Source organism: Mycobacterium sp. 852013-51886_SCH5428379, assembly GCF_001665575.1.
Lineage (GTDB): Bacteria > Actinomycetota > Actinomycetes > Mycobacteriales > Mycobacteriaceae > Mycobacterium.
In genome coordinates this window covers 131,345-151,020 of the sequence record NZ_LZSU01000021.1, presented here as the reverse complement: position 1 = coordinate 151,020, position 19,676 = coordinate 131,345, and the positions used below count along the sequence as shown (strand labels likewise).

Sequence of the window (19,676 nt, the reverse complement as noted above, 5' to 3'; positions counted from 1 at the left end):
GGTGGGAACCTCCAAACCTGCCCCGGCGCCTATGCCACGCCCGGATCCGACGTCTGCTCCGGCGCCGCCAGCACGTCGTCGATCTCGTAGCGCTTGGCCGCCTCGACCGCCACGGACTTGTCGATGTTTCCGTCGCGGGCCAACCCCTCCAGCACCGCCACCGCGATGGACTCGCCGTCGGTGTTGTAGTACCGGCGCGCCGCCGGACGGGTGTCGGAGAACCCGAAGCCGTCGGTGCCCAGCGTGATGTAGGTGCCGGGCACCCACGGACGGATCTGCTCGGGCACCGCGCGCATCCAGTCCGACACCGCCACCACCGGACCCTCCGCGTCGACCAGCGCCTGGGTCACATACGGCGTGGCCGCCTCCTGGTCGGGGTGGCGCAGCATCTGCTTCTCGATCTCCACGCCGTCGCGGTTGAGCTCGTTCCAACTCGTCACCGACCAGACGTCGGCCGCGACGTCCCACTCCTCGGCCAGCAGTTCGGCCGCCTTGAGCGCCGACGGCATCGCCACCCCCGAGACCAGGATCTGGGCGCGATGCGATTTCTTCTCCGGCGCGGGCTGATAGAGGTAGATGCCGCGCAGCAGACCGTCGACGTTCAGATTCTCCGGCTCGGCCGGCTGTACGTAGGGCTCGTTGTAGATGGTGATGTAGAAGTAGACGTTCTCCGGGTTCTCCCCGTACATCCGCTTCAGACCGCTCTCGATGATGTGGGCGATCTCGTAGGCGAACGCCGGGTCGTAGGCGACCACGGCCGGGTTGGTCGAGGCGAGCAGGTGTGAATGCCCGTCGGCGTGCTGCAGCCCCTCGCCCACCAACGTGGTGCGCCCGGCGGTCGCGCCGAGCACGAATCCGCGGGCCATCTGGTCGGAGGCCGCCCAGAAGCTGTCGCCGGTGCGCTGGAACCCGAACATCGAATAGAAGATGTAGATCGGGATCATCGGCTCGTTGTGCGTGGCATACGACGTGCCCGCGGCGATGAACGTGCCGACCGAGCCGGCTTCGTTGATGCCCTCGTGCAGGATCTGGCCGGTCTCGCTCTCCTTGTACGCCAGCATCAGCTCGGCATCGACGGAGGTGTAGAGCTGCCCGTTGCGGTTGTAGATCTTGAGGCTCGGGAACCACGAGTCCATTCCGAACGTGCGGGCCTCGTCGGGGATGATCGGCACGAACCGGTCCTTGATCCCCTTGTCGCGCAACAGTTCCTTGAAGGTGCGGACCGTCGCCATCGTGGTGGCGACCTCCTGCTTGCCCGAACCCTTCTTCAGCGACTTGTAGGTGTCGCTGCCAGGCAGGGGCAGCGGCTTGCTCTTGGTGCGGCGTTCGGGCACGAAACCGCCCAGTGCGCGCCGGCGATCGAGCAGGTAGCGGATCTCCGGGGCCTCCGGACCGGGGTGGTAGTACGGCGGCAGGTAGGGATTTTCCTCGAGCTGGGAGTCGCTGATCGGGATGCGCTGGACGTCGCGGAACTCCTTGAGGTCCTGGAGCGCAAGCTTCTTCATCTGGTGGGTGGCGTTGCGACCCTCGAAGTGCTTGCCGAGGGTGTAGCCCTTGATGGTCTTGGCGAGGATGACCGTCGGCTGGCCCTTGTGTTCCATCGCGGCGCGGTAGGCGGCGTACACCTTGCGGTAGTCGTGGCCGCCGCGCTTGAGGTTCCAGATCTCGGCGTCGGTCATCGGCTCCACCAGCGCCTTGGTGCGCGGATCGCGACCGAAGAAGTGGTCGCGTACGTAGCCGCCGTCGTTGGCCTTGTAGGTCTGGTAGTCACCATCGGGCGTGGTATTCATCAGATTGACCAGGGCGCCGTCGCGGTCGGCGTGCAGCAGCGCATCCCACTCGCGGCCCCACACCACCTTGATGACGTTCCAGCCGGCGCCGCGGAAGAACGACTCCAGCTCCTGGATGATCTTGCCGTTGCCGCGCACCGGGCCGTCAAGGCGCTGCAGGTTGCAGTTGATGACGAACGTCAGGTTGTCGAGCGCCTCGAGGGCGGCCACGTGGATGAGACCGCGGCTCTCCGGTTCGTCCATCTCGCCGTCGCCGAGGAACGCCCACACATGCTGGTCGGCGGTGTCCTTGATGCCCCGGTCATGCAGATAGCGGTTGAAGCGCGCCTGATAGATGGCGTTCATCGGGCCCAGGCCCATCGACACCGTCGGGAACTCCCAGAAGTCCGGCATCAACCGGGGATGCGGATACGACGGCAGTCCGCCGCCCGGGTGGCTGTGCTCCTGCCGGAATCCGTCGAGCTGATCGGCGGTCAGCCGGCCCTCCAGGTAGGCGCGGGCGTAGATGCCCGGCGACGCGTGACCCTGGATGAAGACCTGATCGCCACCGCCGGAGTGGGACTTGCCACGGAAGAAGTGGTTGAACCCGACCTCGTAGAGCGCCGCGGACGACGCGTACGTGGAGATGTGCCCGCCGACGCCGACCCCGGGCCGCTGCGCGCGGTGCACCATGATCGCGGCGTTCCACCGGATCCAGGCGCGGTAGCGGCGCTCGACGTCCTCGTCGCCGGGGAACCAGGGCTCCAGCTCGGTCGGGATGGTGTTCACGTAGTCGGTCGAGGTGAGCGCCGGGATGGCGACGCGCTGCTCACCGGACCGCTCCAGCAGGCGCAGCAGCAGGTACCGGGCGCGGGCCGGACCGGCTTGGTCCAGCAGCGCGTCGAAGGACTCCAGCCACTCAGAGGTCTCTTCGGGATCGATGTCGGGCAGATACGATGCGACGCCCTCGCGAATCACCCGGACACGGTCGTGTTCGGATGCCGTGGAGGAGTTTTTCGCCAGATCCTGGCGTACGAACTCGGTAGTCAACTTCCGCTCCTTATCAGGCGGTTGCGGGCCCCACGATCGGCAGGGCACCGTGATGCAACTTCCATCCTTCCCCCTTCGTACCGCACATGCACCGGCGGGGGAATGAACCCGCGATCGGGGCCTCGAACCGGTAACGTCTGCAGCCGTGCTGAAGGGTCGGTGGGGGCGGCTGCGGCTCGTCGCGGCGGTACTCGGCTGTATCGCCGCCTGCGCCATGGTCATCGTCGGCTGCACCTCGGTCACCCGCGGATCCGCCGAGGCGGACGGCGCCGCCGTACCGCAGTACCGGGCCTCGGTGTCGGCCTCGATCGAGGAGTCGATCGCGCAGTCGAGTGCACGCGAATCGGAACGGCAGGCGTCGCTGACGACGGCGGCCATCCACACCTCGTGTGAGGACCTGAGCAGTTCGAGTGTCGACGCGATCAACGCCGTCAACGCCTATGTCGATGCGTTCAACGACAACGCCGCCGATGTCAACGTCCGGGCCCGGCCTGCGATCGACGCCCTCAACATCAGTGCAGACCTGGTCAGCAGCGGCACCACCGATGTGCTGTCCCCGGAGTTGCGCTCCGCGTTGGACGCCTGGGTGGGCGCAGCGCGCGACCTCGCCGGGACGATCGAACGCGACGCCGGTCCCGAGGAGTTCAACACCGCGGTCAACCGGCTCAACGACTCCAAAGAGGTGGCCTTGGAGCTGTGCGACGCGTCATATTGATCGATCTGGGGTAGCCGTCGCCCGTATCCCCGTGATGCGTGCGACGATAGGACTTCATTTTCACAGGGAAGAAGGGGGACCACGGTGGTGGCGGCGGCGGACGCCCCGAACTACGCCCAGCGACTGGGCATCGAAAAAGATCAGGTCGTGCAGGAGCTGGGCTGGGACTCAGACGTCGATGACGACATCCGGGCCGACATCGAGGACGCATGCGGCGGTGAGCTCCTCGACGAGGATTCCGACGAGGTGGTCGATGTGGTGCTGCTGTGGTGGCGCGACGACGACGGTGACCTCGTCGATCGGTTGATGGACGCCATCACGCCGCTCGCCGACGACGGTGTCATCTGGGTGGTGACCCCCAAGACCGGAAAACCGGGACACGTGCAACCCGCGGACATCGCCGAATCGGCGCCCACCGCAGGGTTGATGCAGACGTCCTCGGCCAACCTCGGCGGCTGGATCGCCAGCCGGCTGGTGCAGCCGAAGTCGAAGGCCGCGGGGAGGCACTAAGTTGTTGGAGGTCGGCACCGAGGCGCCGGATTTCACGCTCAAGGACCAGAACGGTCAGCCCGTCACGCTCAGTGACTTCCGCGGTCAGAAGACCGTGCTGCTGGTGTTCTTTCCCCTTGCTTTCACCGGGATCTGTCAGGGCGAGCTCGACGAGATCCGGGATCGCCTGCCCGAGTACGAGAACGACGACGTGGTGACGCTCGCCGTGTCGGTCGGCCCGCCGCCCACGCACAAGGTGTGGGCGACGCAGAGTGGGTTCACGTTCCCGATCCTGTCGGACTTCTGGCCGCACGGCGCCGTCGCGCAGGCCTACGGGGTGTTCTTCGAAGACGCCGGCATCTCCAACCGCGGCACCTTCGTCATCGACCGCTCCGGGGTGATCCGGTTCGCGGAGATGAAGGGCCCCGGGGAGGCGCGCGACCAAGCCGTCTGGACCGACGCGCTCACCGCGCTCCGCGCCGGCTGACGGATTTCCGGTCGCTGCTCGCGGCCGTGTAGCCTGCCCTGCGCGGGGCGTGTAGCTCAGTGGTAGAGCTCTGGTTTTACACACCAGCGGTCGGGGGTTCGAAACCCTCCGCGCCCACTTGCAGTAGTCGTGCCGTCGACGGCTCCGAAAATTAAGTAGCCGACTCCGGATCCGAAGTCGCTCCCGCAGGTTCACAATTCGCTGGCGAGTGGCGGAAAGACCCGTCGCAGCCAACCTCTGCGTCCGGAGAGTCCGCATGACCAAGGCCGCCACGGCGACGCTCACCGGGCGGGTGGTCCGTCCGGGCGATGACGACTACGCCGAGGCCAGCGCGGGCTGGAACCGGCTGCACTCCCACCGTCCTGCCGCGGTGGTGTTCGCGCGCGAGACCGCCGATGTCGTCAACGCGCTGGCGTGGGCGCGGCGGCAGGGCATGCCGGTCCGCGCTCGCAGTGGACGACACGCGCTCGAGGGCTGGAGTGCCGTCGACGACGGACTCGTCATCGACGTGAGCGAGATGAAGTCCGTTGCCATCGACCGGGAAACGCGCACCGCCACCGTCGGCGCCGGACTGAATCAGCTCGAGGCCGTAACCGCCCTCGGCGCCGAGGGTTTCGCGGCGCCCACCGGCACGGAGGGGTCCGTCGGACTCGTCGGCGCGACCCTGGGCGGGGGTTTCGGCCTGCTCACGCGCACGTACGGCATGGCATCGGACAACCTCCTCGCCGCCGAGATCGTGACCGCACCGGCCGACGGCGGAGCCGCGCCGCTCGTCGTCGACGAGCAGCACCACGCCGATCTGCTCTGGGCGCTACGCGGCGCGGGCAACGGGAACTTCGGGATCGTCACGTCGCTGACCTACCGGATTCAGCCTCTGGCGCAGGCGATCTACGTCGTGGCGACCTGGGCCGGCCTGGACGACTTCGGCACCGTATTCGACACCTGGCAGCGGACCGCCCCGTTCACCGACGACCGCCTCACCAGCCAGCTCGAGGCCACGCGCGAGGCAGTCGTCCTGATCGCGGTGCTCACCGACGGATCCGAAGCCGAGGCGCGCGAACTGCTCAAGCCGCTCCTGTCGATCGGCCGCCCCGCCGTGGTCGCCACCGACGCCCCGTGGGCCGACACCTACGCGGCGTTCCAGATCCCAGTCGACGACGAGCCCGCGAACTGGAAATTCACCTCGCAGTTCGTCTCTGTCCCCTTCCCGGCCGAGGCGATCGACCTGCTCGCGGCGAAGTTGGCGTCGGCGCCGGCGGAATGCAACTACTTCACCAACGCGTTCGGCGGTGCCGTCCGCTCCAGCGCCCCGGCCGGGGGATCGGCCTTCGCCCACCGCGACGCGTTGTTCTACGCGGAGCCTGGGGCGGGCTGGGGTGTCCGAGGTGGCCCCCCGGCTGACGACCGTCTGACCGCAGCGTGTCTGGACTGGGTGGCCGACGTCTCGGCGGCGTTGGCGCCCTACGGGAACGGCGCTTACGTCAACGTTCCGAACGCCGGCGTCACCGACTGGGAGACGGCGTACTGGGGCGCCAACGTCGGCCGCCTGCAGGCAATCAAGGCCGACTACGACCCGTGCGGGATCTTCGACTTCGAACAGGGGCTGACGGCAGACCCGCAGCAGAAGGGCCAGGAGCACCGATGACGCAAACCACCGCCGGGGACGAGGTCGCTGACGAGATCTGCCGCGACTGCGGCTACGAGCCCGAACTGAAGCGGTCGCTCAACGGGTTCCAGGTCTTCGCCGTCGCGTTCGCGTCGATGTCCGTCGTGATGGGCATCTTCGCAACCTACGACGATGTGCTGAGAAGTTCAGGGCCGGTGGGTATTTGGCTGTTCCCCCTCATCGGGGTGGGCCAGCTTCTGGTGGCGCTGGTCTACGCGCAATTCGCCGCACGCATACCGCTGAGCGGTGGCAGCTATTCGTGGGCGTCGCGCCTGGCGAACCCGCGCGTCGGGTGGGCCTTCGGATGGATGGCGTTCCTGGGCGCGGTAACCGCGCCCGTCGCGATCGACAATGCCCTGGCGACGCAGTGCCTGATGCCGCTGTTCGGTATGGCGCCCGACGAGACGACCGGGCGGCTGATCACCGTGGCGCTTCTGGTGAGTCAAGCCGCGCTGGCCATCGCCGCCACGCGGATCGTCGGCTGGGTCAACTCGCTGTCGGTCGCGGTGGAGATCGTGATCCTCTTCGTGTTGGGCGGCGCGTTCGCGTTGGTGGTGGTGCTGACAGGCGACGGACAGACCGAGAACCTGTTCTCCCGAGGCATGGCCGAGGGCAACGCCCACTACTTCGCCATCGGCGGCGGCCTGATGGCCGCCACCTTGATGGGCTTCAACACGCTGGTCGGCTTCGAGACCGCGGCGAACATGTCGGAAGAGGCCGAGGATGCCACCCGCACGGTGCCCCGCGCCATCATCGGATCCGTCCTGGCCTCCGCCGGACTGGGCTTCGTCTTCCTCATCATCCTGACGATCGCCGTCAAGGACCTGCCCGCTGCCTCCGCAAGCGAATCACCCGTCGCCGAGATCATGCGTCAACAGTTCGGTCCCACCTGGGAACGGCCGTTCCTCGCGGTCATCGCAGTGGCCTTCTACGGCGCTGCCCTGGTGGCCATCGCCTCGACGTCGCGCTACATCTTCGCGATGGCCCGCGATGGTCGCTTCCCCGCGCACCGGGTCATGCAGCGCGTGAATCCGAAGACCCACACCCCGATTCCGGCGACGCTGCTCGTGCTGGCCATCGGGGTGATCCTGATGGCCGCGCTGCCGGGGGATGCGTTGTTCCAGTTGATCGCGACGGCCACCGTCATCGGTATCGGGCTCTACACCATGACGGTGGTGCTGTACCTGGTGACGCGGCGGAAGCTGGTCCGCGGGAACGGCGGATTCGATCTCGGGCGCTTCGACAGGCCGATCGCGATCGCGGCGCTGGTGTGGGTGGTCGGGGCGCTGGTCGTGGTGCTGGTCTCGAATACGACGGTGGCGTCCATGGCCATCATCCTGGGCCTGATCGGTGCCGGTGCGGCGTATTTCATCTACATGTGGAAGTTCGACCGCGCGGCGCTCGAACGCGAGGAAGGCGATTCGGACGCCTTCCTCGCGTCGGGCTCATAGCTCGGCGATCACTTCAACATGCTGCCGGCGTCGACGGTCACCGGTAGCCCGGTGACGTAGCGCGACTCATCCGAGGCCAAGAACAGCACGGCGTTGCTGACGTCGACCGGTTCGACCCAGCCGACGGGCAGCACGTGCATGAACTGTGCCGCGACGGCGAGATCGTCCGGGCCCGGGTTCTCCAGATCCGGCCGGAACAGTTTCATCGTGCCCTCGTTCATGAACAGGGGAGTGTTGACGTTGGTAGGGCATACCGCGTTGACGCGGATGAAGTGCGCGCCGAGTTCGACGGCGAAGGTGCGCATCAATCCGATGACGCCGTGCTTGGCGGCGATGTAATGGCCGGTGTGGGGGTAGGGCTTCAGCCCGCCCACTGAGCTGGTGAGAATGATCGATCCGCCATTGCCGCCCGAGATCAGGTGCGGCACAGCCGCTTTGACCGACTTCCAGACGCCCGACAGGTTGACGTCGATCATGTCGGTCCAGTCGGCCTCGCTGGTCTTGTCAAGGGTCTGGCCACCGTTGCCGATGCCGGCGTTGGCGACCACGATGTCCAGCCGTCCGAGCTGTTCCACGCCGCCGTCCACCGCGGTCTTGAGCGCATCGAAGTCCCGCACGTCGACCTCCGCGGTCACGATGCGGCGATTGAGTCCCTTGACCAGATCGGCGGTTTCGGCCAGCTCGTCCGGGGTGGCCGCGGGGATCTCGGTATGCGAGCTGATCGGCCCGCAGACGTCGACGGCGATGATGTCGGCGCCCTCCTCGGCCAGGCGCACCGCGTGGCTGCGCCCCTGTCCCCGTGCGGCGCCGGTAATGAAAGCCACCTTGCCCTCGACCCTTCCACCCATGGAATCCACCTCTTTCGTTTGATCGATCGATCAGTAAGCATGGAGGCGGTGAGCGCGCCTGTCAACGGTCTCTATTGACGCGGACAATCCGATTTTGATAGGCATGCGAGTGGGAGGCTTGGTCGATCGATCAGCTTCTGACCGAAAGGACAGCCCGTGCCCGATCTCGCGACGGTGGACTTCTTCTCCGATCCCGATGTGAGCCAGAGCCCGTACGACTACTGGGATGCCGTGCGCGCGCAGGGGCCCGTCGTCAGGGAGCCGCATCACGACGTGGTCGTGGTGACCGGCTATCAGGAGGTCATGGCGGCGTTCAAGGACCACGAGTCGTTCTCCGCGGTCAACGCGATCGGGGGACCGTTCCCACCGCTGCCCTTCGTCCCCGAGGGGGACGACATCTCGGCCCAGATCGAGGCGCACCGGCACCTCTTCCCGATCTACGAGCACATGGTGGTCATGGATCCGCCGGCGCACGAGAAGGCGCGATCGCTGCTGAGCAAACTGCTGACGCCGCGGCGGCTCAAGGAGAACGAGGACTTCATGTGGCAGCTCGTGGATCGTCAGATCGACGAGTTCATCGACAACGGACGCTGCGAATTCCTCTCCGAGTACGCCAAACCTTTCGCCACCTCGGCGATCATCGACCTGCTGGGCGTGCCTGAGGAGGACCGCCCGGAATTCCTGGCCGCGCTGGGCGCCGAGAACCCCGGCGACGGCACACGGGTGGGCGCGCTGGACGGGCAGCCGGTCGGCCTCGATCCGCTCAAATACCTCGACGACCGGTTCGTCGGCTATCTCGGAGAGCGCCGCCGCAACCCCAAGGACGACGTCCTCTCCGGTATGGCGACCGCGGTCTATCCCGACGGCAGCACACCCGAACTGATCGAGGTGGCCAAGCCGGCGACCTTCCTGTTCGCCGCCGGGCAGGAGACCGTCACCAAACTGCTCAGCGCCGCGGTGCAGACGCTCGGCGATCGCCCCGAATACCAGCAGATGCTGCGCGAAAGTCCCAACCGCATCCCGAGTTTCATCGAGGAGTCGCTGCGGATGCACTCCCCGACGAAGGTGGATTTCCGGCTGGTGCGCAGGACCACCACGCTGGGCGACGTCCATCTTCCCGCCGGCACGGTCGTCATGCTCTGTCTGGGCGCCGCCAACCGCGACCCGGACAAGTTCGAGGATCCGCACGAGTTTCGGCCGGACCGCAAGAACGTTCGCGAGCACATCGCCTTCGGGCGCGGCATCCACACCTGTGCCGGGGCGCCGCTCGCGCGGGTGGAGGGTCAGATCACGGTGCGCCGCCTGCTCGACCGCATGCGGGAGATCAGGATCGACGAGGCGTTCCACGGTCCCGCGGGAGCTCGCCATTACGCCTACGAGCCCACCTTCCTGCTCCGTGGGCTGACCGAGCTGCGCATCGAGTTCGACAGCTGAGGGCCCACCGAATCGGGGGCCACCGGTGAGCACTGTGCCCCAGCCGCGCTGGGCGGCGTGTTCGATGACGCCGACGATCAGTCCTGCCAAAGCCAGGTCGATCAGCAGGTCACGCCGGCGATCCGCCCGGCAACCTCAGTCGTCGCACTGCGCGCCATCTTCACTCGACCATTCCTCGGTGACGCGCAGCTTCTGCTCGGCGATGACCTGATTCAGATGGGAGGCTTTCGGCCACCCGTAGTACGCGGCGAAATGCAATGCCAATTCGTCGATTTCGTCGAAGGAGAGGTCGCGGCTCTTGAGCGCGGCGTAGACGTGACTCACGATGGGGTACGGCGCGTCCTGGAACGCCACGCAGGCGACGGTCACGAGTCGACGTTCCTTCATGCCCAGTCCCGGCCGCAACCACATCTCGCCGAACACGAAGTTCAAGATGCCGGCGCCCTGAAAAGGGTTGTCGCGCAACGGCGCGTAGGGCAGACAGTTGATGTCCTTGAACGACTGCTCGCCGATCGCAAGGCGCGCCTCGGGATCGCTCGGCGTGGTGAGCGGGAGCAACGGGGGTGGTGGCGGCGCTTGCCGTCCCCGCTCGCGATGAATGCGCTCCCACACCTCGTCGACGACCATGTTGAACCGAGATGCCTTCGGCCACCCCGCGTACACGGCGAAATGCAGCACGGTCTCCTGCATCTCCACGATGGTCAGATCCCCGCTGTTCAATGCGGCGTACACGTGATCGCGGAGCGGCTCCTCAGCGTCGGCGGCAGCGACGCACGGCAGGGTGATGAAGCGGCGGTCTCGACGTGTCAACGCGGGTCGCTGCCACACCTCGGCGAAGACGAAGTCGAGCATCGTGATCGTCGCCGGGGTGGAGTCGCTGGGCGGGTCGAAGGTCATCACCTCGGCGAAGGCGCGTCGGCCACGTACGAGTCTGGCGTCGGGCGTGGTCATCGGATCGTCACTCCTGCATCCACCTTGAACTCCAGGCCGGTGACGAACCGGGATTCGTCGGAGACCAGGAACAGCACGGCGTTGCTGATGTCGACGGCCTCGGCCATGATGATCGGGAGTGCGTTCTGGAAGATGGGCGCCAGATCCGGGCGCTTGTCGACCAACAGCTCATGCAGCGAAGCGGGTTGCATGCCCGTCTCCACCCCGGTGGGGTGCACGGTGTTGACTCGAACCCCCAGCGCGGCAACCTCGTTGGCCAATGCCTTGCTCATGCCGACGACCCCGTGTTTCGATGCCGTGTACGGGGTGTGCAGGGGACTGCCCTTGATCCCCGCGGCAGAGCTGATGTTGATCAAGCTGCCGCCGCGCTCCACCAGGTGGGGCAGCGCGGCGGCGCACGTGTTCCACGTGCCGATGAGGTTGACGTCCAGCACTGTCCGCCACTGCTGAGTGGTGGTGGTGTCCCACGTACCCGCCGTCAGCACCCCGGCATTGGCGACGGCCGCCTCGAGCCCACCGAGAACCGACACCCCGTCGACGACGGCCGCCGACAGTGCCTCCGCATCGCGCACGTCCACGATGTAGCTCACCGCCCTTTGGCCGATGGCCTCGATGAGCCGAAGGGTCTCGTCGAGATCGTCGTGCGACGACAGCGGGTACTCGATCTCAGGCAGAGACTCGCAGATGTCCACCAAGATCAGATCGGCGCCCTCCTCGGCCAGCCGCACGGCGTGACTGCGGCCCATCCCCCTGGCGGCGCCGGTGACCAGGACCCGTTTGCCCGCGACGCGCCCGCTCATAGTTTGTTGCAGAAGCCGGCGTCGACGGGGAAGGTGACCCCGGTGACGTACTGGGCGGCGTCGGAGACCAGATACGCGACGGCGGCGCTGATGTCTTCGGGTTCGAGCAGCCCAACCGGCATCGGGTTCTGCAGGTGCGGCCCGCCGCCGGGATAGTGCTCCAGGAACGCAGTCATGGCAGGATTCGTCGCCATCATGGTGTTCACCGCCGTCGGATGAATCGTGTTGACGCGGATACTGTGCGGCGCAAGGGCGTTCGACAGTGTGCGCATCAAGCCCACGATGCCGTGCTTGGACGCGGCGTAACCGAGTCCGCCACCCTGGAGGCCGCCGAAGCCGCGCAGGCCGGCGGTCGAACTGGTGAACACGATCGACCCGCCGCGATCTCCGGCGATCAGGTGCGGGATCGCCGCCTTGGCGGTGTGGAAGGCGCCGTTCAGGTTCACGTCCACCACGTCGGACCACATCCCGAGCTCTTCGTCGATCGTCAACTCCCGGAACGCCATCGACGCGATTCCGGCGTTGGCGAGTACAGCGTCCAACCGACCGAAGTGCTCGACTCCCGCGTCCAACGCGGCCTTCACGGCGTGGAAATCGCGGACGTCGGCCACCGAGCCGAGAATCTTGCCACCCTGCGCCTTCACCAGGTCGACGGTCTCGTCGAGTTCGTCGCGGCTCGCCATCGGATAACCGTTGGATGCGATGTCGGCGCAGATGTCCACACCGATGATGGCCGCGCCGTCGGCGGCCAGCCGCACGGCGTGGCTGCGCCCCTGGCCGCGAGCCACGCCGGTGATGAACGCGACTTTTCCGTCAAGAGATCCCACTGGCCCTCGCTTCGTTGTGCCGACCGTGCCGATACTGAGTAACCCGGTTACTGCCGGTACAGTAACCGGGTTACTCGGAAGCGGCAAGGGGGCGCAATGACCGACGGTCACGACCCGATCCTGGCTGTGGTCGTCGAGATCCTCGAAACCGACGGCTACGACGCCGTCCAATTGCGCGAGGTCGCGCGCCGGGCGAGAACCTCCCTGGCCACGATCTACAAGCGCCACGCCACCCGCGACGACCTCATCGTGGCCGCGCTGCAGAAGTGGATGGACGACAACCGCTACTCAGGTCTGGCTGAGGCGGAACCGGTGGCCGGTGAATCCTTGTACACGGGGATGATGCGCATGCTCCGGGCGCTCTTCGAGCCGTGGGAGCGCAATCCCGGGATGCTGACCGCGTTCTTCCGTGCCCGGTCCTCGCCGAACGGGCAGCTGCTGTTCCGCAGGGGTCTGGACATTGTGGCGCCGACGGGCCTGGCGGTGCTCGGTGACGTCGACGAGGCGTTCATTCGTGACCTCGACACGGTGCTGTCCAATGTGGTTTTCGGGCTGCTGGGCCGGTTCGCAATCGGGGAGATCGCCGTCACCGACATCGTTCCGGCGCTGGACCGAACCGTCTACTGGCTCACGACGGGTTACGAGACCCGACACTGTGAGACGCTGCCGTGATGCCTTCACAGCACGACGCAGGCCGGGCGCTGGGTATCGCCGCCGGGTTCGTGGCCGACGCCGTCCTGGGTGATCCGCGCCGCGGCCACCCCGTCGCCGGATTCGGTTCTGCGGCAGCAGCTCTGGAGCGCACCACCTACGCGGACTCCCGGACCGCCGGCGCGCTGCACACCGGGGCGTTGCTGACCGCGCTCGCGGTCGCCGGCGTCACGGCCGAGCGCTGGGCGGCCCGCCGGGGGGTGGTGTCCACCGCCGCCGTCACGGCCGTCGCGACGTACGTCGCGCTCGGCGGCACGTCGCTCAGCTCGGTCGGTTCGCAGATGTCGGGCCTGCTCGAAGGCGGTGACAGCGACGGCGCCCGCGGTCTGCTGCCATCGCTGTGCGGCCGCGACCCCGCGGCGCTCGACGCCGAGGGGTTGGCTCGGGCGGCCGCCGAGTCGATCGCCGAGAACACCTCCGACGCACACGTCGCGCCGCTGGTGTGGGCGGCGCTGGCCGGCGTGCCCGGGGTGCTGGTGTACCGCGGCGCCAACACGCTCGACGCCATGATCGGCAACCGCTCCCCGCGCTATGCGCGGTTCGGCTGGGCCGCCGCGCGATGCGACGACGTGCTGAACCTGCTGCCGGCGCGGGTGACAGGTCTGGTGACAGTCGGGTGCGCACCGCTCATCGGCGGGTCATCGGGCGCCGCCCTGACCGCGTGGCGGCGGGACGCACGACGCCATCCGAGCCCCAACGCCGGCGTCGCGGAGGCGTCGTTCGCCGGGGCGCTGGGCGTGCGGCTCGGTGGGCCGACGCAGTACGCCCATCAGCTGGAGATCCGGCCGACCCTGGGCGACGGCCCGGCTCCGCGGGTGGCCGATCTGCGGCGGGCGGTGCGGTTGTCGCAGGCGGTGCAGATCGCGGCGGGAGTGCTCGCGGTCGTCGGCGTCAGCGCCGCCGGCCGTACCGGTCGGCGATCCGGTCCTCGACCGTCTGCGGCGCGCTGTCGGCTTCGGCGGCCGCGGCCTTGTCGCGGCGGCGCTGGCGGATCTCGGCGTAGATGAAGTAGCCGAGCATGATCGGGGCGATGATCCCGAACGCGATCCACTGGATGCCGTAGGACAGGAACGGTCCGGCGTCGAGGTGCGGCAGCGGGATGACGCTGAGCCCGCCCGGCTGATCTTCGACCAGCTGCAGATACGAGCCCGTCAACGGCACCCCGGTCAGCGCCGAGATCTGGCCCGGGTTGATCGCGTAGACCTGGATTCCCTGGTCCCGCAGGGGTTCCTTACCCGGCGGAACGGGCTCCGGATCGCGCAGCCGGGCGGTGATGGTGACCGTCCCGGTCGGGACGGCATCGATGGGTGGCACCTGCGAACCGTTCACCGGCTCGACGTAGCCACGGTTCACCAGCACGGTGGGGCCGCCGTCGACGGCGAACGGCACCAGCACCTCGAACGCCGGGTTGCCGTCGATGACCCGGAGCCGGGCCAGCACCTGCGCGTCGGGCAGATAGCGGCCGGTCGCCGTCACCCGCTGCCACTGTTCGTCGGGGGCGGACGAATCCTGCTCCGGCAGCTCCGTGGTCACCGGCACCGGTTCGGCGGTCAGCGAGCGGGAGATCTGACTGTTCTCCCGGGCGGTCGTGGTGTTCTTGCCCAGCTGCCAGGGGGCGAGCACGGTGAAGCACAGGTAGGCGAAGCCGAGCACCACGACGAACAGCGCCAGCCACACCGGCTTGAACACGAACGCCCAGCGCCGCATCAGCCGGGCACCCCGCGCAGCGCCAGTTGCTCGTCGACCCAGTCGTGTAGCCCGGGCAGCGCCCGTTCGATGACCGCGAACACGTCCTCGAAATCGTCCTGCGTGCCGTAGTAGGGGTCCTCGACGTCCAGCGCATGCGCGCCCGAGCGCGGATCGAAGGACCGCAGCATCCGGACCCGGTCGGTCGGTACGCCGAGATCGACGAGCAGGCGCACGTGGTTGCGGCCCAGGGCCACCACCAGATCGGCGGAGAGGTGATCGTCGTCGAGTTGGGCCGCCTCGTGGCCGCTGGGATAGCCGTGTTCCCGCAGTACGTGCACGGCCCTGCGGTCGGCGGGATCACCGGCATGCCAGCCGCCGGTTCCCGCGCTGGACACCCGCACCGCGCCGGCCAGCCCGCGTTCTTCGAGCTGGTGGCCGAACATCTTCTCCGCCATCGGGGAACGGCAGATGTTGCCCGAGCACACGAACGTCACGTGCAGGGCATACGAGGAATCAGACACCGAGCACCTCGCGCAGATCCTCGACCGTGTCCACATGGGCGAGCGCAGCCACGTCCGTGGGCTCCGCGAAGTCGGCGGCGCCGTAGCCCCAGCCGACCACCACGGTGTCGATGCCGTGTCGCGCGGCGCCCTCGACGTCGTGCCACCGGTCGCCGACCATCACCACCCGGTCGGGCAGCGGCTGGAGTTGGGCCAATGCGTGGGCGACGACGTCGGCCTTGAGGGAGCGCGTCCCGTCGGGGCTGGCGCCGGCGATGACCTCGAAGAATTCGTCCAGAGCGAAGTGGGTCAGGATCCTGCGGGCCGTCGGCTCGGCCTTCGAGGTGGCCACGGCGAGCCGCACGCCGGCTGCACGCAGATCCTCCAACAGCGCCGGGATGCCGTCGAACGTCCGGTTCATCGACCAGCCGCGGGAGGTGTAGTCGGCGCGGTATGCGGCGATCGCGGCGTCGGCGCGGTCGCCGAGCAGGCCGGACAGCGTGTGGTGCATGGGCGGGCCGACGATCCGGGCGGCCAGGTCACCCTCGGGAACCGGGGCGCCCACCTCACCGAGTGCGTGCCGGAAGCTCGCGACGATGCCCTGCGCAGAATCGGTCAGGGTGCCGTCGAGATCGAACAGCACCAGCTGCGGGCGGGTCGTGGTCGAGCGGTCGAGCGTATCGGTCACGCAGACCATTGTCCCCGATGTGCGGGGTCGTGCCGCCAGGCCTCCCGTCGCGCGCACTAGGGTCGTGCTGTGAGTGTGCGGCTGGCCGACGTCATCGAGGTGCTGGACGCGGCGTATCCGCCCCGGCTGGCCGAGTCGTGGGACTCGGTGGGCCTGGTCTGCGGAGACCCCGACGAGCCCGTCGACTCGGTGACCATCGCGGTGGACGCCACCGCCGCCGTCGTCGACCGGGTGCCGGCGGGTGGCCTGCTGCTGGCCCACCATCCGCTGCTGCTGCGCGGGGTGGACACCGTCGGCGCCCACACCGCCAAGGGCGCGCTCGTGCATTCCCTGATCCGGACCGGGCGCGCGCTGTTCACCGCCCACACCAACGCCGATTCGGCGGCGCCCGGAGTGTCCGATGCCTTGGCCGCGGCGCTCGGCCTAACGGTCGAGGCGGTGCTCTCACCGGTGCCGTCGTCCGACGACCTCGACAAGTGGGTGGTGTACGTGCCCACCGAGGACGCCGACCGGCTGCGCGATGCCGTCTTCGCGGCGGGCGCCGGCCAGATCGGCGACTATTCGCACTGCAGCTGGAGTGTCGCCGGGACCGGACAGTTCCTGCCCCACGACGGGGCCGAACCGGCCATCGGCCGGGTCGGGTCGGTGGAGCACGTCGCCGAGGATCGGGTGGAGGTGATCGCACCGGCCCGCCTCCGCAGGGACGTCCTGCAGGCCGTGCGGACCGCGCACCCGTACGAGGAGCCGGCATTCGACATCTTCAGCATCGCCCCGATTCCCGGCGACGTCGGTCTCGGCCGGCTCGGCACCCTGCCGCAGCCAGAGCCGTTGTCGGCGTTCGTGGCGCGTGTGCAACGGGGGCTACCCGACACCACGTGGGGTGTGCGCGCCTCCGGCGACCCGGATCTGACGGTCAGCCGAGTGGCGGTGTGCGGGGGAGCGGGGGATTCGCTGCTCGGCGCCGTCACCCGCGCCGGCGTCGACGTATATGTCACCGCGGATCTGCGCCATCACCCGGCCGACGAACATCGGCGGACCTCTCCGGTCGCGCTGGTGGACGTCGCGCACTGGGCGAGCGAGTTCCCGTGGTGCGCACAGGCTGCGGGCGTGCTGAGCGACCATTTCGGCCACCGGCTGGACGTGCAGGTGTGCGACATCCGCACTGATCCGTGGAATCTGGGAAGTTGTGGGGGTTCAAGTGAAAGCTGATGTCTGGCAGCAACATTCGCTGCTCGAACTGGCGGGGGTGGATGCCGAGCTGGCCCGCATCGCCCACCGAGTGAAGAACCTGCCCGAACAGCAGCAGCTCGACGCCGTGCGCACCGAGCAGCGGGCGGCCGAGGACAGCGCCGCGGCGCTGAATTTGGCGATCGAGGACCTCGACGAGCAGGTCGCGAAGTTCGAGTCTGAGATCGACGCGGTGCGCCAGCGCGAGGACCGCGACCGCGCATTGATCGGCGGCGGCACCGTCAACGCCAAGCAGGTCGGGGATCTGCAGCACGAGCTCGAGACGCTGCAGCGCCGCCAGGCCAGCCTGGAGGATTCGTTGATCGAGGTGATGGAGCGCCGCGAGGAACTCGCCGGCCAACGCGCCGAGGCGCAGGCACGGGTCGCCGAACTGGAGGAGTCCGTCGCGGCGACGCGGCAGGCGCTCGCCGATGCGGTCGGCGAGCTCGACCGGGCGCGCGACGAGGGCTCGACGCGACGATCCGAGCTGGCCGCGGGGTTGCCCGCGGACCTGTTCGACGCCTATGAGCGGCAGCGCGCCCGCGGCGGGCCGGGGGCCGGTCAGCTGCAGGGCCACCGGTGCGGCGCCTGCCGGCTCGAGATCGACCGCGGGGAGATGTCCCGGATCACGGCCGCCCCCGACGACGAGGTCCTGCGCTGCCCGGAATGCAGCGCCATCCTGATCCGGGTGTCGGGATTCGGCAAGTGAAGGTGCTCGTCGAGGCCGACGGCGGATCCCGGGGCAACCCCGGACCGGCCGGCTACGGCGCGGTGGTGCTCTCGCCCGAACGGGATGTGCTCGCCGAGGCCAAGCAGGCGATCGGGGTGGCGACCAACAACGTCGCCGAATACCGGGGTCTGATCGCCGGTCTGGCCGAGGCGGCGAAAGTCGGGGCGACCGACGTCGCGGTGTCGATGGATTCGAAGCTGGTGGTCGAGCAGATGTCGGGCCGCTGGAAGGTCAAGCATCCGGATCTCATTGCGCTGCACCAGGAAGCGCGCGGGCTGGCCCAGCAGTTCGACCACGTCACTTACGCGTGGATCCCGCGGGCCCGCAACTCCCACGCCGACCGGTTGGCCAACGAGGCCATGGACGCCGCGGCGGGCATCCAGACTGGCGCCGAGGTCGCCGATCAGCAGGCGTCGACCGAGGTGCGCATCTCACCGGCGGGCTGGACCGGAGCCCGCGGAGCGCCGACCCGGTTGCTGCTGCTGCGGCACGGGCAGACCGAACTGTCGGTGGAGCGACGGTATTCGGGTCGCGGGAACCCGGCGCTCACCGAACTGGGACGCAGACAGGCCGAGGCTGCCGCGGCTCACCTCGCGGCGCGCGGCGACATCGACGCCGTCATCAGCTCACCGCTGCAACGTGCCCACGACACCGCCACGGCGGCCGCCAAGGCGCTGGGCCTCGACGTCACGGTGGACGAAGACCTCATCGAGACGGACTTCGGCGCATGGGAGGGAATGACGTTCAGTGAGGCCGGTCAACGCGATCCGGACCTGCACGGCAGGTGGCTGCGCGATACGTCGGTCGACCCGCCCGGCGGGGAGAGCTTCGACACCGTCGCCCATCGGGTCCGCCGGGCGCGCAACCGGATCCTCGCCGAATACGGCGCGTCGACGGTGCTGGTGGTCTCACACGTCACGCCCATCAAGACGATGCTGCGCATGGCGCTGGATGCCGGACCGGGGATCCTCTACCGGCTGCACCTGGATCTGGCGTCGCTGAGCATCGCCGAGTTCTATCCCGACGGAGGTTCGTCGGTCCGCCTGGTGAACCAGACCGCGTATCTCTAATCGCGCAGGTGTAGCCGCTCGCCGTGCGGGCCGAAGATGGCCAGCGCCTCCACGGGCCCGTCGACGATACCGAACCAGTGTGGTGTCCACGTCGAGAACTCAACGGCCTCACCAGGTTTGACGATGAAGTCACGCTCCCCGAGGAGCAGCCGCAACCGCCCGGACAGCACGTACAGCCAGTCGTGACCCTCGTGCACGGGGAGCTCGGGGGGCGGCTTCCGGCGCCGGGCGCTGACGCGGATCTTGTAGGCGTGCAAGCCGCTCGCGGGCCCCTGCCGGGTGAGCGGCCAGTACGTCACCCCGTCGCGGGTGTGTGATTCGCCGCGGACACGCGGGTCCTCGGCCTCGGGGGCGCGCAGGAGTTCATCGGTGGTCACCGACAGGGCCGCGGCCAGCCGCGGCAGATGGTCCAGCGCCAGCCTGCGCTTACCGGACTCCAGCCGACTGAGCGTGGAGACGTCGATCGCGGATTTGGTCGCGACCTCCTCGAGGGTGAGTCCGCGCTGGGTCCGCAACTCCCGCAGCCGTCTGCGGACACGCTGATCGACGCTGTCTTCCTGGTTTGCCTGCATGG

Annotated in this window: 20 protein-coding genes and 1 tRNA gene; 12 read left to right on the top strand and 9 right to left on the bottom strand. The window is 68.4% G+C overall.

Going from position 1 to position 19,676, the window contains the following annotated elements:
• Positions 1–29: 29 nt before the first annotated feature.
• Entirely contained in the window at positions 30–2,819 is a 2,790-nt protein-coding gene (gene aceE, locus A5757_RS10295) for a pyruvate dehydrogenase (acetyl-transferring), homodimeric type (protein ID WP_066832826.1), read from the bottom strand.
• Between the two features lie 214 nt (positions 2,820–3,033).
• On the opposite strand from aceE, the gene A5757_RS10290 reads away from it, so the two are divergent.
• The 6 genes from A5757_RS10290 (at position 3,034) to A5757_RS10265 (ending at position 7,627) form a co-directional block, all read left to right on the top strand.
• On the top strand, positions 3,034–3,534 hold the full coding sequence (locus A5757_RS10290; RefSeq protein ID WP_066832955.1) for a hypothetical protein: 501 nt from the start codon (positions 3,034–3,036) through the stop codon (positions 3,532–3,534).
• A gap of 84 nt (positions 3,535–3,618) precedes the next feature.
• Complete coding sequence (locus A5757_RS10285) at positions 3,619–4,044, top strand: DUF3052 domain-containing protein (protein ID WP_066832823.1); 426 nt, start codon at positions 3,619–3,621, stop codon at positions 4,042–4,044.
• Between the two features lies 1 nt (position 4,045).
• Positions 4,046–4,510: a peroxiredoxin gene (locus A5757_RS10280; RefSeq protein ID WP_066832820.1), complete on the top strand. Its 465-nt coding sequence runs from the start codon at positions 4,046–4,048 to the stop codon at positions 4,508–4,510.
• Between the two features lie 45 nt (positions 4,511–4,555).
• Positions 4,556–4,627 (top strand) — tRNA-Val (locus A5757_RS10275).
• A gap of 139 nt (positions 4,628–4,766) precedes the next feature.
• The gene (locus A5757_RS10270; protein WP_066832817.1) at positions 4,767–6,155 is read left to right on the top strand and encodes an FAD-binding oxidoreductase; all 1,389 of its coding nucleotides are present in this window, start codon (positions 4,767–4,769) and stop codon (positions 6,153–6,155) included.
• A complete protein-coding gene (locus A5757_RS10265) occupies positions 6,152–7,627 on the top strand; it encodes an APC family permease (protein ID WP_066832814.1) in 1,476 nt (491 codons plus the stop codon). Before A5757_RS10270 ends, A5757_RS10265 begins: the two co-directional genes overlap by 4 nt.
• 8 nt (positions 7,628–7,635) lie before the next feature.
• Here A5757_RS10265 and A5757_RS10260 read toward each other — a convergent pair whose 3' ends face one another.
• Positions 7,636–8,475 (bottom strand): mycofactocin-coupled SDR family oxidoreductase, encoded by an 840-nt coding sequence (locus A5757_RS10260; protein WP_066832811.1) that lies wholly within the window; start codon positions 8,473–8,475, stop codon positions 7,636–7,638.
• A 156-nt stretch (positions 8,476–8,631) separates the two neighbouring features.
• Here A5757_RS10260 and A5757_RS10255 point away from each other — a divergent pair, with 156 nt between their 5' ends.
• Positions 8,632–9,909: a cytochrome P450 gene (locus A5757_RS10255; protein WP_066832808.1), complete on the top strand. Its 1,278-nt coding sequence runs from the start codon at positions 8,632–8,634 to the stop codon at positions 9,907–9,909.
• A gap of 135 nt (positions 9,910–10,044) precedes the next feature.
• Here A5757_RS10255 and A5757_RS10250 read toward each other — a convergent pair whose 3' ends face one another.
• The 3 genes from A5757_RS10250 to A5757_RS10240 are packed head-to-tail and all read right to left on the bottom strand — an operon-like array spanning position 10,045 to position 12,487.
• Complete coding sequence (locus A5757_RS10250; RefSeq protein WP_066832805.1) at positions 10,045–10,860, bottom strand: carboxymuconolactone decarboxylase family protein; 816 nt, start codon at positions 10,858–10,860, stop codon at positions 10,045–10,047.
• The gene (locus tag A5757_RS10245) at positions 10,857–11,660 is read right to left on the bottom strand and encodes a mycofactocin-coupled SDR family oxidoreductase (protein WP_066832799.1); all 804 of its coding nucleotides are present in this window, start codon (positions 11,658–11,660) and stop codon (positions 10,857–10,859) included. Before A5757_RS10245 ends, A5757_RS10250 begins: the two co-directional genes overlap by 4 nt.
• Complete coding sequence (locus tag A5757_RS10240) at positions 11,657–12,487, bottom strand: mycofactocin-coupled SDR family oxidoreductase (RefSeq protein ID WP_066832796.1); 831 nt, start codon at positions 12,485–12,487, stop codon at positions 11,657–11,659. Before A5757_RS10240 ends, A5757_RS10245 begins: the two co-directional genes overlap by 4 nt.
• 96 nt (positions 12,488–12,583) lie before the next feature.
• On the opposite strand from A5757_RS10240, the gene A5757_RS10235 reads away from it, so the two are divergent.
• Together A5757_RS10235 and A5757_RS10230 are read left to right on the top strand one after the other, a co-directional pair.
• Positions 12,584–13,159, top strand: coding sequence for a TetR family transcriptional regulator (locus tag A5757_RS10235; protein ID WP_066832793.1), 576 nt, complete (start codon positions 12,584–12,586; stop codon positions 13,157–13,159).
• Positions 13,159–14,205, top strand: a complete 1,047-nt coding sequence (locus tag A5757_RS10230) for a cobalamin biosynthesis protein (RefSeq protein ID WP_066832790.1) — start codon at positions 13,159–13,161, stop codon at positions 14,203–14,205. The genes A5757_RS10235 and A5757_RS10230 overlap by 1 nt, the downstream gene beginning before the upstream one ends.
• Here the strand turns inward: A5757_RS10230 and A5757_RS22720 are convergent.
• From A5757_RS22720 to A5757_RS10220, 3 genes are read right to left on the bottom strand one after another with little or no spacing between them, the layout of a single operon-like run.
• Complete coding sequence (locus A5757_RS22720; protein WP_156618285.1) at positions 14,090–14,905, bottom strand: SURF1 family protein; 816 nt, start codon at positions 14,903–14,905, stop codon at positions 14,090–14,092. The genes A5757_RS10230 and A5757_RS22720 overlap by 116 nt on opposite strands.
• Complete coding sequence (locus A5757_RS10225; RefSeq protein ID WP_369815931.1) at positions 14,905–15,408, bottom strand: low molecular weight protein-tyrosine-phosphatase; 504 nt, start codon at positions 15,406–15,408, stop codon at positions 14,905–14,907. Before A5757_RS10225 ends, A5757_RS22720 begins: the two co-directional genes overlap by 1 nt.
• Complete coding sequence (locus tag A5757_RS10220; protein WP_066832784.1) at positions 15,401–16,084, bottom strand: HAD-IA family hydrolase; 684 nt, start codon at positions 16,082–16,084, stop codon at positions 15,401–15,403. The genes A5757_RS10225 and A5757_RS10220 overlap by 8 nt, the downstream gene beginning before the upstream one ends.
• 60 nt (positions 16,085–16,144) lie before the next feature.
• On the opposite strand from A5757_RS10220, the gene A5757_RS10215 reads away from it, so the two are divergent.
• Genes A5757_RS10215 through A5757_RS10205 form a run of 3 tightly spaced genes read left to right on the top strand, consistent with a single transcriptional unit; the run spans position 16,145 to position 19,102 of the window.
• Positions 16,145–17,284 (top strand): Nif3-like dinuclear metal center hexameric protein, encoded by a 1,140-nt coding sequence (locus tag A5757_RS10215; RefSeq protein ID WP_066832780.1) that lies wholly within the window; start codon positions 16,145–16,147, stop codon positions 17,282–17,284.
• Positions 17,274–18,011, top strand: coding sequence for a zinc ribbon domain-containing protein (locus tag A5757_RS10210; RefSeq protein WP_066832777.1), 738 nt, complete (start codon positions 17,274–17,276; stop codon positions 18,009–18,011). Before A5757_RS10215 ends, A5757_RS10210 begins: the two co-directional genes overlap by 11 nt.
• The gene (locus tag A5757_RS10205) at positions 18,008–19,102 is read left to right on the top strand and encodes a bifunctional RNase H/acid phosphatase (RefSeq protein WP_066832774.1); all 1,095 of its coding nucleotides are present in this window, start codon (positions 18,008–18,010) and stop codon (positions 19,100–19,102) included. The genes A5757_RS10210 and A5757_RS10205 overlap by 4 nt, the downstream gene beginning before the upstream one ends.
• Here the strand turns inward: A5757_RS10205 and A5757_RS10200 are convergent.
• The gene (locus A5757_RS10200; RefSeq protein WP_066832771.1) at positions 19,099–19,674 is read right to left on the bottom strand and encodes a helix-turn-helix domain-containing protein; all 576 of its coding nucleotides are present in this window, start codon (positions 19,672–19,674) and stop codon (positions 19,099–19,101) included. The genes A5757_RS10205 and A5757_RS10200 overlap by 4 nt on opposite strands.
• Between the last annotated feature and the right edge of the window lie 2 nt (positions 19,675–19,676).